At 36.0% G+C, this 14,877-nt stretch carries 13 protein-coding genes; 4 read left to right on the forward strand and 9 right to left on the reverse strand.

Annotation, left to right across the window (positions count from 1 at the left end; genetic code table 11):
- Positions 1-5 precede the first annotated feature (5 nt).
- From ACQ76T_RS22495 to serS, 4 genes are all read left to right on the forward strand, one after another.
- Positions 6-1,259, forward strand: a complete 1,254-nt coding sequence (locus ACQ76T_RS22495) for a polysaccharide biosynthesis C-terminal domain-containing protein (protein WP_431345436.1) — start codon at positions 6-8, stop codon at positions 1,257-1,259.
- Positions 1,260-1,404: 145 nt separating this feature from the next.
- Positions 1,405-3,303 (forward strand): asparagine synthase (glutamine-hydrolyzing), encoded by a 1,899-nt coding sequence (gene asnB / locus ACQ76T_RS22500; protein ID WP_431345437.1) that lies wholly within the window; start codon positions 1,405-1,407, stop codon positions 3,301-3,303.
- 128 nt (positions 3,304-3,431) lie between these two features.
- The gene (locus ACQ76T_RS22505) at positions 3,432-3,857 is read left to right on the forward strand and encodes a hypothetical protein (RefSeq protein WP_431345438.1); all 426 of its coding nucleotides are present in this window, start codon (positions 3,432-3,434) and stop codon (positions 3,855-3,857) included.
- A gap of 65 nt (positions 3,858-3,922) precedes the next feature.
- The gene (serS, locus tag ACQ76T_RS22510; RefSeq protein WP_431345439.1) at positions 3,923-5,191 is read left to right on the forward strand and encodes a serine--tRNA ligase; all 1,269 of its coding nucleotides are present in this window, start codon (positions 3,923-3,925) and stop codon (positions 5,189-5,191) included.
- A gap of 54 nt (positions 5,192-5,245) precedes the next feature.
- Here the strand turns inward: serS and ACQ76T_RS22515 are convergent, their stop codons facing one another.
- The 9 genes from ACQ76T_RS22515 to ACQ76T_RS22555 all read right to left on the reverse strand — a co-directional run bounded on the left by ACQ76T_RS22515 (position 5,246) and on the right by ACQ76T_RS22555 (position 14,827).
- Positions 5,246-5,983, reverse strand: coding sequence for a hypothetical protein (locus tag ACQ76T_RS22515; RefSeq protein WP_431345440.1), 738 nt, complete (start codon positions 5,981-5,983; stop codon positions 5,246-5,248).
- 21 nt (positions 5,984-6,004) lie between these two features.
- Positions 6,005-6,730, reverse strand: coding sequence for a sulfite exporter TauE/SafE family protein (locus ACQ76T_RS22520; RefSeq protein ID WP_431345441.1), 726 nt, complete (start codon positions 6,728-6,730; stop codon positions 6,005-6,007).
- The gene (locus ACQ76T_RS22525) at positions 6,721-7,173 is read right to left on the reverse strand and encodes a FixH family protein (protein WP_431345442.1); all 453 of its coding nucleotides are present in this window, start codon (positions 7,171-7,173) and stop codon (positions 6,721-6,723) included. Before ACQ76T_RS22525 ends, ACQ76T_RS22520 begins: the two co-directional genes overlap by 10 nt.
- Before the next feature lie 11 nt (positions 7,174-7,184).
- Positions 7,185-8,639 (reverse strand): cytochrome c oxidase accessory protein CcoG, encoded by a 1,455-nt coding sequence (gene ccoG, locus ACQ76T_RS22530; protein WP_431345443.1) that lies wholly within the window; start codon positions 8,637-8,639, stop codon positions 7,185-7,187.
- A 94-nt stretch (positions 8,640-8,733) separates the two neighbouring features.
- Positions 8,734-9,615 (reverse strand): cbb3-type cytochrome c oxidase N-terminal domain-containing protein, encoded by an 882-nt coding sequence (locus ACQ76T_RS22535; RefSeq protein ID WP_431345444.1) that lies wholly within the window; start codon positions 9,613-9,615, stop codon positions 8,734-8,736.
- 9 nt (positions 9,616-9,624) lie between these two features.
- The gene (locus ACQ76T_RS22540) at positions 9,625-9,825 is read right to left on the reverse strand and encodes a cbb3-type cytochrome oxidase subunit 3 (protein ID WP_422695152.1); all 201 of its coding nucleotides are present in this window, start codon (positions 9,823-9,825) and stop codon (positions 9,625-9,627) included.
- A gap of 18 nt (positions 9,826-9,843) precedes the next feature.
- Positions 9,844-12,105, reverse strand: a complete 2,262-nt coding sequence (gene ccoN, locus ACQ76T_RS22545; protein WP_431345445.1) for a cytochrome-c oxidase, cbb3-type subunit I — start codon at positions 12,103-12,105, stop codon at positions 9,844-9,846.
- A 21-nt stretch (positions 12,106-12,126) separates the two neighbouring features.
- Positions 12,127-12,339 carry a cbb3-type cytochrome oxidase assembly protein CcoS gene (ccoS, locus tag ACQ76T_RS22550; RefSeq protein ID WP_431345446.1) on the reverse strand — a complete coding sequence of 71 codons (213 nt, stop codon included), beginning with the start codon at positions 12,337-12,339 and terminating at the stop codon, positions 12,127-12,129.
- A 109-nt stretch (positions 12,340-12,448) separates the two neighbouring features.
- On the reverse strand, positions 12,449-14,827 hold the full coding sequence (locus tag ACQ76T_RS22555) for a heavy metal translocating P-type ATPase (RefSeq protein ID WP_431345447.1): 2,379 nt from the start codon (positions 14,825-14,827) through the stop codon (positions 12,449-12,451).
- Positions 14,828-14,877 lie beyond the last annotated feature (50 nt).

Here is a 14,877-nt window from a genome sequence, read left to right on the forward strand (position 1 = left end):
TCGTCATGCAGCTTACTATTATTAAAACTTTCATTTCACGTTTCCTCATCCTGATCTTAAGTTTCGGGTTGGTGATCTATACGACCAATATGTGGGGTAGTGAAGGGAAGGGGACGATCTCTATTGTGATAGCAAATGCTGCGGCAGTAAGCTTTTTCAGTAATATTTTTTCAGGGAGCAGTACTTCTTATTTTGCTTCAAGATTTAAAATTGAAAAAATAGTACTCTATTCCTATCTTTGGTCGCTTTTCATTGGGCTTTTAGTTCCTTTTTTATTCAGTTGGGCATCCATTCAGGGAGAATATCTGACCTACCTTATTGGGATCTCTGTTTTTTCGTCCCTCTTGTCTACTAATGTGAGTTTATTTATTGGAACACAGGATATTAAAAGGTTTAATCTTTATACAGTGTTACAACAGCTTGTCCATATTATTTTTATAGGAGTACTGGTGTATGTATTTAATCAAAAGGATGTTTCTGTATATTTTCTTGCTCAAATTGCTTGCCTGACCGTACTTTTTATAACGAGTTTTTTTCAGATTATTAAAAAATGTACTATTTCTGAGATCTCTTTTTCTAAAGAAGTTGCCCGGAATATGTTTGAATATGGCTGGAAAACTCAGTTAAGCGCATTTATCCAGTTCCTTAATTATAGGCTTTCGTTTTACTTCCTGGAACATTTTGAGGGAATTGCAAGTGTAGGCATTTTTTCTATTGGGGTTACTTTCTCTGAAGCTATTTGGACAATTACCAGAAGCATTGCTGTTGTTTTATATTCCGATGTAGTCAATAGCAAAAGCAGTGAAGAATCTGTAGAAAAAACTAAATCTTCACTTAAGCTTACGTTTTTTTTGATGATAGGATTTGTTTTGGGAATCATTATTATTCCTTCGCAGGTGTATGAAATGATCTTCGGTAGAGAATTTAGGGATACCAGAGCAATTATGCTCCTTCTGTCTCCCGGCATTTTTGCGATTGCAGTAAGTGATATGGTGGGTCATTATTTTTCAGGAATCCGGGAACTGAGAATTCTTAATGTAAAATCAATTGTGGGTCTTATTGTTACTGTTGGTTTCTCTTGTATTGCTATACCCCGATGGGGAATTTTAGGAGCGTGTCTTGCTACCACTTCCTCTTATCTGGTTTCAGCGTTCCTGTTATTTTATAAGTTTTATCGGTCTACGGCTTTTCATTTAAAAGATTTTATGGTTTCAAAGGAAGAAATTGAACTTCTGAAATCTAAATTTTTAAAGAAGTAGCCCGTTTGTTTCTATTTGAATGTCTTTTGTCAAAACACACATTTTATTTCACATTAAATAACAGAAGCTTTATTGAAGATAAAATTCCTGAACTTTTGCAATTGGCAGACTATTCCTTATTTTTACAGTTCTATTAATTTTTGTTATGTGCGGAATCAGCGGTTACTATTCATTTCATAAAAGTATTTCTTCCAACAATATTATAGAAATGAATTATGCCCTCAAGCACCGTGGCCCGGATGATGAAGGATTTTGGCTCTGCAATAAAAATGATGGTGCTTCTTTTTCAGGTAACGATTCTACTGACAAGATTAAAGAACAATTTCCTGTGATAATAGACGAAGAGATAAAAATAGCTCTGGGATTCAGGAGATTATCAATTATTGAGCTTTCTGAAAAAGGACATCAGCCGATGCTTTCAGAAAACGAACAAATCATTATTACTTTCAATGGAGAAATTTATAATTTCAGGAAAATAAGAAAAGATCTGGAAGCATTAGGATATTCTTTTCGAGGAACTTCCGATACCGAAGTCATCCTAAAAGCCTATCAGGAATGGGGTAATGCTGTATTTTCAAAGCTAGATGGGATGTTTGCCATCTGTATTGTAGATCTTACTCAACAGAAAATTATTTTAAGTAGAGATAGAGTAGGGATGAAACCTCTTTTTTACCATCAGAGTGATGCAGGATTGGTTTGGGCTTCCGAAATAAAGGCCATTCTTAAAAATGAATGGGTAACGCCTGAGATTAATTGGAACGGCGTTTATACGAATTTCCTTTTCCAGACAACATTGGCTCCTTATACTTGCTTTCAGAATATATTTTCTTTGGAACCGGCATCTTTTATGACAGTTGATCTGAATGGTCATACAATAACAAAGGAAAAATTCTGGAACCTACCTGAAGAGAGTAAAGAAAGAATCTCTGAAGAAGATGCCGAAAAAAAAATTGATGAATTATTGGCAGAAAGCATATCAGAACAGCTTTATGCAGACGTTCCTGTTGCCATTATGATGAGTGGAGGGATTGATTCTACGCTTATTACCGCAAAAGCTACGCCTTTTAGTGAAAATGTAAATACATACACTATATCTTACCCTTTTTCGGAAGAAGAAGTTGAAAAAGCCTCTTTAGCAGCCAGATATTTTGGAGTAAAACACCAGATAAAAGAAGTGAATGATGATGAAGCTTTAGAAAATCTTAAAGAAAATATTCAACATTTTGAAGAACCTTACAGCAGTTTTGAAGTACTCATTAATGCCGCAAAATTTGCGCAGGATCATGAATTTAAAGTGGTGTTAAGTGGAAATGGAGCCGATGAACTTTTTGCCGGATATTCTCACACTTTAAAGTTGAAAAGATGGCTTTTGATGAGAAATTTTAACTTTTTAAAGCCTCTCATCTTTACGAAAGATCCATTTTCTCTGAGAGTTAAAAACTATTTTTCGCAAGATAATATGTTCGATTTTTTCCGTCAGAGCCAGATCAGTATGATGCCACTTCAGGTGAAAGATGTTCTGAAACCTGAAATTTATAAACAAATTACAACAGATCTTTCTCTCTATCATACTTCAGAAAATAAGAGTTATAGAGGATATTTTGAATATGATATGAAATATTCGCTCTCTTCTCACCATGTGTTCAGGGATGATTTGAGTGCAATGAAGTATGGAGTAGAGTTCCGCTACCCTTATTTAAGCAATAAACTTATTGATTATGTGGCAGCTTTGCCTGAAAATATAAGATTTAACGGTGCTAAAAACAAACCTTTGCTGAGAAAAGCTGCTGAAAAATATCTTCCTGCAGAAATTTTAAATATGCCGAAAAGAGGGTTTTCGTTTCCTGTTCATCACTTTCTTAAAAATGAAAAAAAAGTCAGAGATTTTATAACGGTACATTTAGAAAGTTTAAAAAAGAGAGATTTTTTCAATTCCCAAACTATTGATGAATGGTGGAAGCACCAGGAACATGAGTACGACTGGGTGAAAATCTGGCAATTGGTTACTTTTGAATTGTGGTACCAGAAATATTTTGAGAAATAGAAGCGGTCTAAAGATTAATATTTTACCTTTGTAGTATGATGAGATATTTTTGGGGGTTACTTGTTATGTTTTCTGCAATTATCAGTTGCAAAAGTGAGGACGATTCTTTGCAGAGAATTGATCAGATTATGAACATTTATATAAGAAACAGTGCGGGCCAGGATCTTTTGAATCCTAAAAAAACAGGATCTTTTACAAGCTATTCTGTGAATGATATGTTTGGTACTAAAGATGTGTCTCCGGTTTCGATTCCTTTGAAAATAACATCAGACTCTCTGTATTACATGGAATATCTTGGGGGTGCCAAAAGAATAAGAATGGATTCTATTAGCCCTGATAATCCAGGTACTGGAACCTCTTATTTTTCCAGAATGCAGATCACTTTTGTAAAAAGTACCAATGCAAGTGATAATGTTACCGGTACACTGGAAATCCAGTATCGTAATACACCCACTTTATTTCAGGTTTCGAAAGTATTGTATGATGGAACTGCTGTATTTTCCAAAACAGCAGACCAACCAAATTCAATAAATGTAGTTACAATCACAAAATAATTTTAAATTTGTATAATTGTTAGTTTATTTGAAGCTAACTTTCTAATATTTAACATCTAAATAAAATGTTACAAGTCAATTTTTTGCGCGACAATAAGGAACGCGTTTTAGAAGGTCTTAAGAAAAGACAATTCAAAAATCTTGGGTTGGTAGACGAGGCAATCGCTGCTGACGAAGAAAGAAAAAGAATCCAGTTTGAACTAGATTCCCAGCTTTCCGAGATCAACAAAATCTCCAAAGAAATTGGACTTTTGATGAAAGAAGGAAAGAAAGAAGAAGCGGAATCTGCAAAATCTAAAACAGCACAGTACAAAGAGTCGAGTTCAGAATTGAAATCTCAACTAGAAGTTAAAGAAAATGATTTGCTGAATATTCTGTATCAACTTCCAAACATCCCCAACGAGCTGGTGAAAAGTGGTGCTTCTGCAGAAGATAATGAGACTATTTTTCAGTCTCATACCGTAGAAGGTCTTGGTGAAGGAGCAATTCCTCACTGGGAGCTGGCAAAAAAATATAACCTGATCGATTTTGAACTTGGAGTAAAGATTGCCGGGGCTGGTTTCCCTGTTTATTTAGGAAAAGGAGCAAGACTTCAGAGAGCTTTGGTTCAGTATTTCCTGGATAAGAACGTAGAGAAAGGATATACAGAAGTAAACCCTCCTCACGTAGTGAATGAAGCTTCAGGATTTGGGACGGGACAGTTGCCTGATAAGGAAGGACAGATGTATTATATCAACGAAGATAAATTATATCTGATCCCTACTGCTGAAGTTCCTGTTACCAACCTTTACCGTGATGTATTATTGGAAGAAAGAGATCTTCCGATTAAGCATACCGCTTTTTCTCAATGCTACAGAAGAGAAGCGGGAAGTTATGGTGCTCACGTAAGAGGGTTGAATCGTCTTCACCAGTTTGAAAAAGTAGAAATTGTAAGAATTGAGAAGCCAGAAAATTCTTATGCTGTTTTGGAGGAAATGGTAGAACATATCAAAGAAATCCTTACAGATCTTGAGCTTCCTTTCAGAGTACTTAGACTTTGTGGTGGAGATACTGGTTTTGCATCTGCAATGACCTATGACTTTGAAGTATGGAGTGCTGCTCAGGAAATGTGGTTAGAAGTAAGCTCTGTATCTAACTTTGAAACTTTCCAGGCAAACAGATTGAAATGCCGTTACAAAGGTGATGGTAAATCTCAATTGGTTCATACATTAAATGGTTCTGCTATGGCATTACCAAGGATTATGGCAGCTTTGCTGGAGAACAATCAAACAGCAGAAGGAATTAAGCTTCCTAAAAAGATTGCAGAGTATGCAAGATTTGACGTAATCAACTAAATGAATCAGTTTAGTCTACAATAAAAAAACCACCGGATTCCGGTGGTTTTTGCTTTATTCTGTAACAATGGTAATCTTTTTGTCTGCGTTTCTTAGCTTTGTATCTTTATCATAAATGGCTTTCAGATCATAATCTATTCTTAGGGAATGATCATCAATCTGTTTCACCCAATCATGCTTCCCTGAAATTGATTTTATAGTGTTTTCAAACCTTACAGTAGTGCCAATGTTTTTAAAAAACATCATCATCATTCCAGCTATCTTTTCAGATTCTTCTTTTGAGATTTTGGCGCGGATAGCTTCTTCAATACTTTTAAGATTAAAATTATCCGTATCAATAGTTAGGGTTTTCCCGTCCCAATGGTTATAAATATTCTGATCCAAAGGTATTTTTTCAGTTTTTGTAAAACTTTTTAAGACGTTATAATCTTCCGGAGTGAAATGATCAATTTTAAAAGAAAAATCTGAAATTCTGTTATCTTCTTTTGTAGACTTCATAAAGATCTTTTTCATGATTCTGATTGAATCCGGATTTTCAGTCTTTAATTTTCCTTCCTTTTTGGCAAGATCATACATACTTGTCCATGTATTTGGAAGTTTGTCCATTTCTCCAAATTCTTTTTGTTTTAATGAGTCTGGAGTCATCGCCATCATTTCTGCCATAAATTCTCTTGTGTCAATATTGGTAACAGAGGTTGAGGCTGCATCTTTATGATAGACGACTTCAGAATTCACACTACAGGATTGCAGGATAAAAAGGCTTATCAGGAATAATAAGAGGGTTTTCTTCATGGTTTTATTTAAATACAAATTTTAATGACAGTTAACGGCCCCGTTTGGGTCTTTAATGACCGTCATCGCTTCTGCTTTCGGCGAAACATAAGGAATTCCAAGTTCAAGACCTCTCAGAATGAATAATCCACCTAAAATGATCATAATTACCGGAACTGCCTTCAAAATCTTTACTCTGAAAGCCTGATTCATTAGATTTCCAGCTAAAACGATGGCAAACATGAATGGAAGGGTTCCAAGGCCAAATAAGGCCATATATAAAGCTCCCTGCCATATTCCGCCTCCTGCAAGACTGGCAGTAAGAGCCATGTAAACCATTCCACATGGTAAAAAACCATTAAGAACTCCTGTAGAGAATCTTGAACGGTAATCTGCTTTCTGAAGCAGTCTTCCCAAGTTTGATTTCACAGAATATAGAAATTTGGAAAGGAAAGGAATTTTTGAGGCAAAATCTTTTCCGCCAAATGAAAATAGAGCCATGATAATCAGAAGAATTCCTGCCGTAATGGTAAGGTATTTCTGAAAGCCTGCCATTTCAAATCCCTGTCCTATAATCCCAAGAAGTGCACCCAATAATGAATAGGTGAAAATTCTCCCGAATTGATAAGTAAGATTCTGAAGATAGAAGTTGGCTGCCTGTTTTTTAGTCAATCCCATCGACAGGGCAATAGGGCCACACATTCCGATACAGTGAAAACCGGAAGCAAAGCCTAGAGCAATAGCCGATACAATAAGTCCTATTTCCATATCACATCGTAATCCATTCGGTAGTCTGTTTTATTTGTTGTCCAGCTAAGTCTTAATGTGTAGTTTCCTACTTTCAATACCTCTGCTGGTATTATAAAAGACTGGTTGGCATCAAGCTGTACAGATTTTTTGATATCTAAATTCTGGTCGTCGGTTCTGTTTAAAACAAATTTTACCGTAGTATTTGAGTTGTTATATTCTTTTGGAAAAGTAATTTTAATTCCTTTCGTATCCTGAATGTATACTGGTTTTTCCTGTAAGTCATCAGCTTTTTTCTTCGCATCAATCACATCCTGATACTTTAACTCTTCTTCGTAATAATTATCAGTTACCATTTCAGAATTCTTCTGCCCATTCGGGAAAAGAAACATCATGGATAATATAAAAACTATAAATGCTAATAATGCAATTACAACACCGTGTCCCCAACTAAAGTTCTTCATTTTTTTTCTAATTAAAATTGCAATTTAAATGGTCCTTCAAAATAAGTCTGATAGGAGTCAATCAGTTTACCCTTCATATCATAAACGCCGATCGTGATATTCTGTTTCGAGAGTTTCATTTCATCTTCAGGGAAGCTGATATTGATGGTTCCTTTTGAAATTTTATCTCTGTCTACCTGAATTTTGCTCGATGCACTATAAATAATTTCACCATGTGCCGGATCTATTACTTTGATGGTAACTATTTTCTTTTCGTTCGTTTTATTAAGGAAAGTATAATTATAAGTATTGGTAATTTTACCATCCCTTACAAAGAATGTGCTTCCTGCCGGTTTGATGAATTTAGCTTCCATTTCACCACGGCTATAAAGAAGATATCCTAAGAAACCTACAAGAAGTAACAGGAATATTGAAAAGCCTTTCATTCTTCCAGTAAACTTGAATTGAGTCTGTTGCTCAATTTCATTTTCAGAAGCATATCTTACCAGTCCTTTTGGAAGACCTACTTTTTCCATTACTTCATCACAGGCATCAATACATGCAGTACAGTTGATACATTCCAACTGCTGTCCGTCTCTAATGTCAATTCCGGTAGGGCATACCACTACGCACTGATGGCAGTCGATACAATCTCCTTTGCCAGCTGCTTTACGGTCTTCACCTTTTCTCCATTTTGATCTGTTTTCTCCTCTTTTAAAATCGTAGAAAACATTGATCGTATCTTTGTCAATAAGTACTCCCTGAAGTCTTCCGTAAGGGCATACCAGTGTACATACCTGTTCTCTGAACCACGCAAATACAAAGTAAAATGCTGCGGTAAGAAGAATCATAACAATAAAATTGGTAGGATGGGTGAATGGTCCTTCCCCAACGATTTTAAACACTTCTTCATATCCTACAATATACATGAACATGAAATGGGTGATGATTAAAGAAATGATGATGTAAACAGTCCATTTCAAACTTCTTTTCCAGATCTTCTCTGTATTCCACTCCTGTCTGTCCAGCTTCATTTGCTTATTTCGGTCACCTTCAATCAGATATTCTATTTTACGGAAGATAGATTCCATAAAAATTGTCTGAGGGCAGATCCACCCGCAGAAAATTCTTCCGAACGCAATCGTAAAAACAATAATAAAGATTAAAGATGCGATGGCACCTAAAGTGAGGATAAAAAAGTCCTGTGGATAGAAAGGCTGTCCAAAGATGAAGAATTCCCGGTCTATTACATTGAATAGTAATAAGGGGTTACCATTAATTTTGATGAATGGTAATGAAAAGTAAATAATAAGTAAAAGATAGCTTACAATGTTTCTATAGTTAGTGTACTTCCCTTTAGGTTTTCGGGGAAACACCCATCTTCTTTTTCCGGATTGCTCCATTGTCCCTATAGAATCTCTGTAAGTCTCAGGGTCCAGAACCTGTCCCTGTCCGCCGCGTACTTCTATTTCTTCTATGTCTGACATATGTAATAAGTTTTAAAAAAGAAAAAACATAATTCGTTACTATTTTTATCTAATAACAAATTATGTTTTTTTCATATGTTTCTAATTTTTTAAATTATTCTTTTTCCCAATGTGCTTCAGTTCCTTGAGGAGCTGCTCCTCCCTGAGCCGGAGTCACTGGTGGTTGTTCCTGATTGATGTGATATACATACGCTGCAATCTTTTCAATCTCTGCACCTGAAACTTCTCCGTTTTTACCGAACGGTCTCATCGCAGGGTTAGTAGGAGAACCATTCCAGTCCATATGGAATACGTTTTTAAATAACGTTTTTTCAGGCTGGTTGATCCAGTAGTTATCAGTAAGGTTTGGTCCGATACCTCCACTACCGTCCTCTTTGTGACAAGATGCACAGTTTGTTTTGAATAATTCTTTACCTTCTGCAATATTATCAGCTGAATATTTAGCCGTTTCAATGGTTACAGGAGGCTGAGATTTTTGGTATTCTTCAATACTCGCTAATTGCTCTTTGTATTCTTTATCATATTCGCTTAACGGGTGAGCGAAATCTGTAAAAGAGTATGCTGCAATATATACAATACAAAAAGCAGTCCCAAAATAGAATAAACCTACCCACCATTTTGGTAATTGGTTATCCAACTCCATGATTCCGTCGAAACCGTGGTCGATAAGGATATCTTTCTCCTCAGTTTCAGATTGCTTTTTGAATGCGGCATCATACATTCTTCTTAAGAAAGGAACTTTCTTTTCAGCCAAATAAGCGGCTTTTTCTTCCGGAGATAATTTTTTGAATTTGTTGTTTTCAATCAAATCTCCAATAGCACTGTGAATGTAAGCTAAGATACCAGCGATCACAACTGTTCCCCAGAAGTAAGGCGAACCTAGGAACGCGTAGCTCTGTACAAATAAATAATAAAAAACTATTAAAAGTCCTACTATTATTAAGATGTTTACGATAACAGGTGTTCTTTGTTTCATAAAAATAGTTTAATTTTTTAAATTAAAATTGTCATCTTCATCATCCCCAAGCGGTGCTTCTTCTTCCTCTTTGTAATATTTTTTAGGTCTGCTAAAAACATAGATCACTAGAGCGACGAAGAACAGCATAAAGAAAATTAGAGCCAGGGTCTGGTAAAGACCAGCATTTTCTGTATTGGATAATATATCTTTAAAGTTCTGAGGAATCATATGAACCTTTTAATGTTTTTAGTTATTACTTGCTGTTTTGATTTCAGTTGTCTTGATATCAGTTCCCAGTCTCTGAAGATAAGAAATAAGAGCTACAATTTCTTTTTTCTCTAGCTCTCCCTGAGGTTTTTTAGCATATGCTTCTTTTAAGTCATTTGCTTCAGAAAAGATATCTTTTACAATTTTCGCTGACTGGTTATTTGCCCACTTGTCTGCAGAATCAATTTGAGCCTTAGTGTAAGGTACATCAAATACATTCTTCATCAACTTCATTTTGTCTACCATTTTAGTTCTGTCCAAATCAGTAGCGATCAACCATGGGTAACGTGGCATAATAGAACCTGCAGAAGTAGATCTTGGGTTGTACATATGCTTATAGTGCCAAGAACTTGGGTTTTTACCTCCTTCTCTATGTAAATCCGGTCCAGTTCTTTTAGATCCCCATAGGAATGGTCTGTCATATACGAATTCTCCAGCTTTAGAGTATTGTCCGTTTTTACCGTTGAATCTTGTAATCTCATCTCTGAACGGTCTGATCATCTGAGAGTGACAAGCGTTACATCCTTCACGAATATAGATATCCCTACCTTCAAGTTCCAGTGGTGAATAAGGCTTCACTGCAGAAATGGTAGGTACACTTTTCTTAAGAGATAGTGTAGGGATAATTTCAATTGAACTACCGATAGATATTGTGAAGAAAGATAAAATACCTAGTAATACCGGAGTTCTTTCCAGCCAAAGGTGAGTACCTTCTCCTTCTTTTCTGTTTTTACTGATGTTTGCCAACGCAGGAGCTTCAGCAGGAACTTCTTTCTGGAATGATCCTTTTCTTACTGTAGCAATTACGTTTACAATCATTAGGATTGCTCCTGAGATATAGAATAAACCTCCTACGAATCTCATTTTGAAGTAAGGGATAATTGCCGTTACAGTATCCAACCAGTTTTTCCATAATAGGGTTCCGTCTGGGTTGAACTGCTTCCACATTAATCCTTGTGTGAATCCTGAAATATACATTGGTACTGCATAGAAAATGATTCCCAGAGTTCCTAACCAGAAGTGCCAGTTAGCTAATTTTACAGACCAAAGTTTTGTTCTCCACATAATTGGTATTAGGTAATAGATAACCCCGAATGCCATGAAACCATTCCATCCAAGAGCTCCTAAGTGTACGTGACCGATAACCCAGTCCGTAAAGTGACCAATTTTGTTGATGTTTTTTGTTGCTAAAAGCGGACCTTCAAATGTTGCCATACCATAACAGGTAACAGCTACTACGAAGAACTTAAGGATAGGATTTTCTCTTACTTTATCCCAAGCTCCTCTCAGTGTAAGAAGACCATTTAACATACCTCCCCAAGATGGTGCAATAAGCATGATAGAGAAACCTGTTCCTACCGCCTGAGCCCAAGCTGGAAGAGCTGTATACTGAAGGTGGTGAGGACCAGCCCAGATATATACGAAAATTAATGACCAGAAGTGAATAATAGACAGTTTATAAGAGAATACCGGTCTGTCTGCAGCCTTCGGAAGGAAGTAATACATTAAACCAAGAACCGGTGTTGTCAATACGAATGCAACCGCATTGTGTCCGTACCACCACTGTACAATAGCATCTTTTACCCCTGCATATGCTGAATAAGATTTCCAGCCTGTGAAAGATAAAGGTACTTCAAGGTTGTTGAAGATGTGAAGCATTGCTACTGCAATCCAGGTACCAATGTAGAACCAAATTGCTACATAAAGGTGTCTCACTCTTCTTTTTGAAATAGTCAGGAACATATTGATCCCGAAAATGATCCATGAGAAAGCAATCAATATGTCGATCGGCCACTCGTGTTCAGCATATTCTTTAGAGGTATTGATCCCCATGAAGAATGTAACGAACGTAGCAACGATCATAAACTGCCAAGTCCAGAAATGTAACCAAGATAATGTATCACTGTACATTCTTGTTTTTAATAATCTTTGTAATGAGTAATAAATACCCGTGTAAACGATGTTACAAACGAATGCAAAGATTACTGTATTGGTGTGCAACATTCTGATTCTACCAAAACCAAATGCACCATGAGTGTTTATTAACCCTTGAATATTACCAGATGCCAAACTTTTAATGGTTGTATCATCTGTCCCGAAGAAGAATTCAGGTAATTCCGGGTAGAAAAGCATTAATGCCGCCGTAAGCCCGAACGTAAATCCTATGAGACCGAAAACTAAGGTCGCATAAAGGAACGCACGGACAATACTATTGTCATAACTAAACTTTTGTGTTTCCATATCAACTATTCACTATTTTTCTCAATTTTTATTATTTTCTCCTATTTCTTTTTCGTCTTTAATTTTGTCGCCGTTTTCATCTTTTTCTTTGATTTTTCCATCATCAAAAAGGATTCTGACAGCAGGAGATTCATCATCTTCAAACTGTCCTTTTCGGGCATACACTATAAATACGACCAAGAAAATCGCAGCTAAAGAAACACTGCAGAGGATCATTAAATATAGAATATCCATTGGACAACAAAATTAACCTATTTTCGGGGTTCAAATTTAGTGAAAAATAATGACATTCATCACGAAATGCCGATTTCAGCTAATTTAAAATCAGTCTAAATAAGGGCGTTTAAGCTTGTTTTTTGAAATATTTGCGTCCCAAAATCCAGGTTGAAACTGTCGTAAAGGTTACTACGGTAATTGAACTCGCAGGCATGATGATTGCCGCAAAAAGAGGGTGCATGTGTCCTGTAACAGCGTAACTTAACCCGATAATATTGTAAAGAAAACTGATTATAAATGTCATTTTCACAATAGTGATAGAGCCCTTACAGATATTCAGATAATTGTCCAGAGTCACTACTTTTTCTCCATTCATAATCACATCAGAAGATGGAGTAAAGCTGTTGGTGTCATCTGCAATCGCAATACCAACATTACTCTGTTTTAATGCTCCTGCATCATTTAGCCCATCACCAAGCATAGCAACTCTCATGTGCTGATCCTGAAGGTTTTTGATGTAATTCAGTTTATCTTCCGGGCTTTGATTGAAGGCCATTCCTTTATAGTTTGGAATAAGCTCCTTAAGCTGACTTTCTTCCGAAGAATTGTCTCCACTTAAAATGAAAACTTTATAGTTGGAAATCTTACTGAAAAGCTCTTTCAATTTCGGACGATACTCATTTTTAAAAATGAATTTACCTACAAACTGATCATTTTTGCTGATAAAAACAGCTGTTTCAAGATTCTTAGGTTCCTGTTTGTTGTAGCGTGCAGAACCTATTTTGTAGAGATTACCTCTAATCTCAGCTTCGTATCCTTTCCCAGAGGTCTCTACGAATTTCTCTACAGGGTAATAGTCATCACTCACCTCAATGAATTCATATAACGATTTTGAAAGCGGGTGGTTTGAGTTTTTTAATAACGTTTTGATATTCATTAAATCAAACTCATTTATTTCTGCCCCTTCGTATTTGATATTGGATTTTTTTCTATGGGTAATAGTCCCTGTTTTATCAAAAACAATTGTATCCAGCTTAGCGATTTTTTCAATCGTTAAAGTATCTTTTACGTAGAACTTATTTCGGCCTAAAATTCTCATAATGTGCCCAAAAGTAAATGGTGCAGACAATGCGAGCGCACATGGGCAGGCAATAATTAAAATGGCGGAAATAACCTGGAACATTTTCTGAAGATCAATAAATGACCAGTAAATTGCAGAAACTGCCGCAATACCTAAAATAATGAATGTGAAGTATTTGCTGATGTTGTTGGTCAGGGTGTCGAGCCCTGTTTCGTGTTTCTTGAAAGCTTCTTTGTTCCACAACTGGGTAAGGTAGCTTTGGTCTACATTTTTGATTACTTCCAGTTCCAGAGAAGAACCAATCTGCTTTCCGCCGGCAAATATTTTATCTCCAGGCTGCTTGCTGATGCTTTCACTTTCTCCGGTGATAAAACTATTATCAATATTTCCTTCTCCATTGATTAGGATGGCATCTACCGGAATGATTTCCTGGTTTCTTACCAGGATTCTGTCACCTATTTTTACCTCAGAAAGAAGAATATTGTCCTGCTTTCCTTCAAAGTCTACTTTGGTAACAGCAATAGGGTAGAATGATTTATAGTCTCTGTCATAGGAAAGAGCACTGTATGTTCTTTTTTGGAAAATTTTCCCGAGAAGCATGAAGAATAAAAGTCCACAAAGAGTATCAAAATATCCCGGACCGTAATCTGTTACCACCTCATAGATGCTTCTTCCGTACAGAACGAAAATTCCTAAGACAATCGGAACATCAATGTTGACAATCTTATTTTTTAAACCATACCATGCGGATTTGTAATAATCTGAAGCTGAGTATAATACAACCGGAGTTGCCAAAAGGAATATCAACGTTCTGAATAACCCTTTATAATGTTCCATCCAATAGTCTTCACCTCCAATATATTCAGGAAAGGCAAGAAACATTCCGTTACCAAAAGCAAAGGCCGCGATGGCAAATTTTACTAATAAAGATTTGTCAAGATGATCTTCATTTTTATCAGCGGTTTCAAGGCTGATGACCGGTTTATATCCTAAGTTAGTTAAAAATTTAGCGAGTTCACTTAATTTCAGATCATTATGATTGAATGAAACCTGTAAGGTCTTTCTTGTGAAGTTGACCTGAGAATATTTGATATGTTCATTCAGAGTATGCAGACTTTCTAATAGCCAGATGCAAGAAGAACAGTGAATTACAGGGATTTTAAAAGTGACAAGACTGGTGCTTCCTTCCGAGAAATCTGTGATCTTTTCGAAGATTTCCGGCGTGTCCAAATAATCAAACTGAGTAGAATTCTCATCACCCGGACGAATTCCGGCTCCTTTATTCAGTTCGTAAAAATTACTTAAATTATTTAAATTCAGAATCTCATAAACAGATTTACATCCGTTACAACAGAAAGTCTTTTCATCAAATAAAATTCTCTCTTTTTCGATACCTTGACCACAATGAAAACAGTTCTCACTCACCCCATAAAATATTGAACTACAAAATTATAACAAATTTTTTTGTTTATCGT

It is taken from the genome of Chryseobacterium sp. JK1 (genome assembly GCF_050632815.1).
Taxonomy (GTDB): Bacteria; Bacteroidota; Bacteroidia; order Flavobacteriales; family Weeksellaceae; genus Chryseobacterium.

Coding starts and splice junctions, on each gene's coding strand:
- ACQ76T_RS22515 (WP_431345440.1), bottom strand. CDS start 5,983: ATGAAGAAAACCCTCTTATTATTCCTGATAAGCCTTTTTATCCTGCAA.
- ccoS (WP_431345446.1), bottom strand. CDS start 12,339: ATGGATATTCTATATTTAATGATCCTCTGCAGTGTTTCTTTAGCTGCG.
- asnB (WP_431345437.1), top strand. CDS start 1,405: ATGTGCGGAATCAGCGGTTACTATTCATTTCATAAAAGTATTTCTTCC.
- ccoN (WP_431345445.1), bottom strand. CDS start 12,105: ATGGAAACACAAAAGTTTAGTTATGACAATAGTATTGTCCGTGCGTTC.
- ACQ76T_RS22540 (WP_422695152.1), bottom strand. CDS start 9,825: ATGATTCCTCAGAACTTTAAAGATATATTATCCAATACAGAAAATGCT.
- ACQ76T_RS22520 (WP_431345441.1), bottom strand. CDS start 6,730: ATGGAAATAGGACTTATTGTATCGGCTATTGCTCTAGGCTTTGCTTCC.
- ACQ76T_RS22535 (WP_431345444.1), bottom strand. CDS start 9,615: ATGAAACAAAGAACACCTGTTATCGTAAACATCTTAATAATAGTAGGA.
- ACQ76T_RS22525 (WP_431345442.1), bottom strand. CDS start 7,173: ATGAAGAACTTTAGTTGGGGACACGGTGTTGTAATTGCATTATTAGCA.
- serS (WP_431345439.1), top strand. CDS start 3,923: ATGTTACAAGTCAATTTTTTGCGCGACAATAAGGAACGCGTTTTAGAA.
- ACQ76T_RS22495 (WP_431345436.1), top strand. CDS start 6: ATGCAGCTTACTATTATTAAAACTTTCATTTCACGTTTCCTCATCCTG.
- ccoG (WP_431345443.1), bottom strand. CDS start 8,639: ATGTCAGACATAGAAGAAATAGAAGTACGCGGCGGACAGGGACAGGTT.
- ACQ76T_RS22505 (WP_431345438.1), top strand. CDS start 3,432: ATGAACATTTATATAAGAAACAGTGCGGGCCAGGATCTTTTGAATCCT.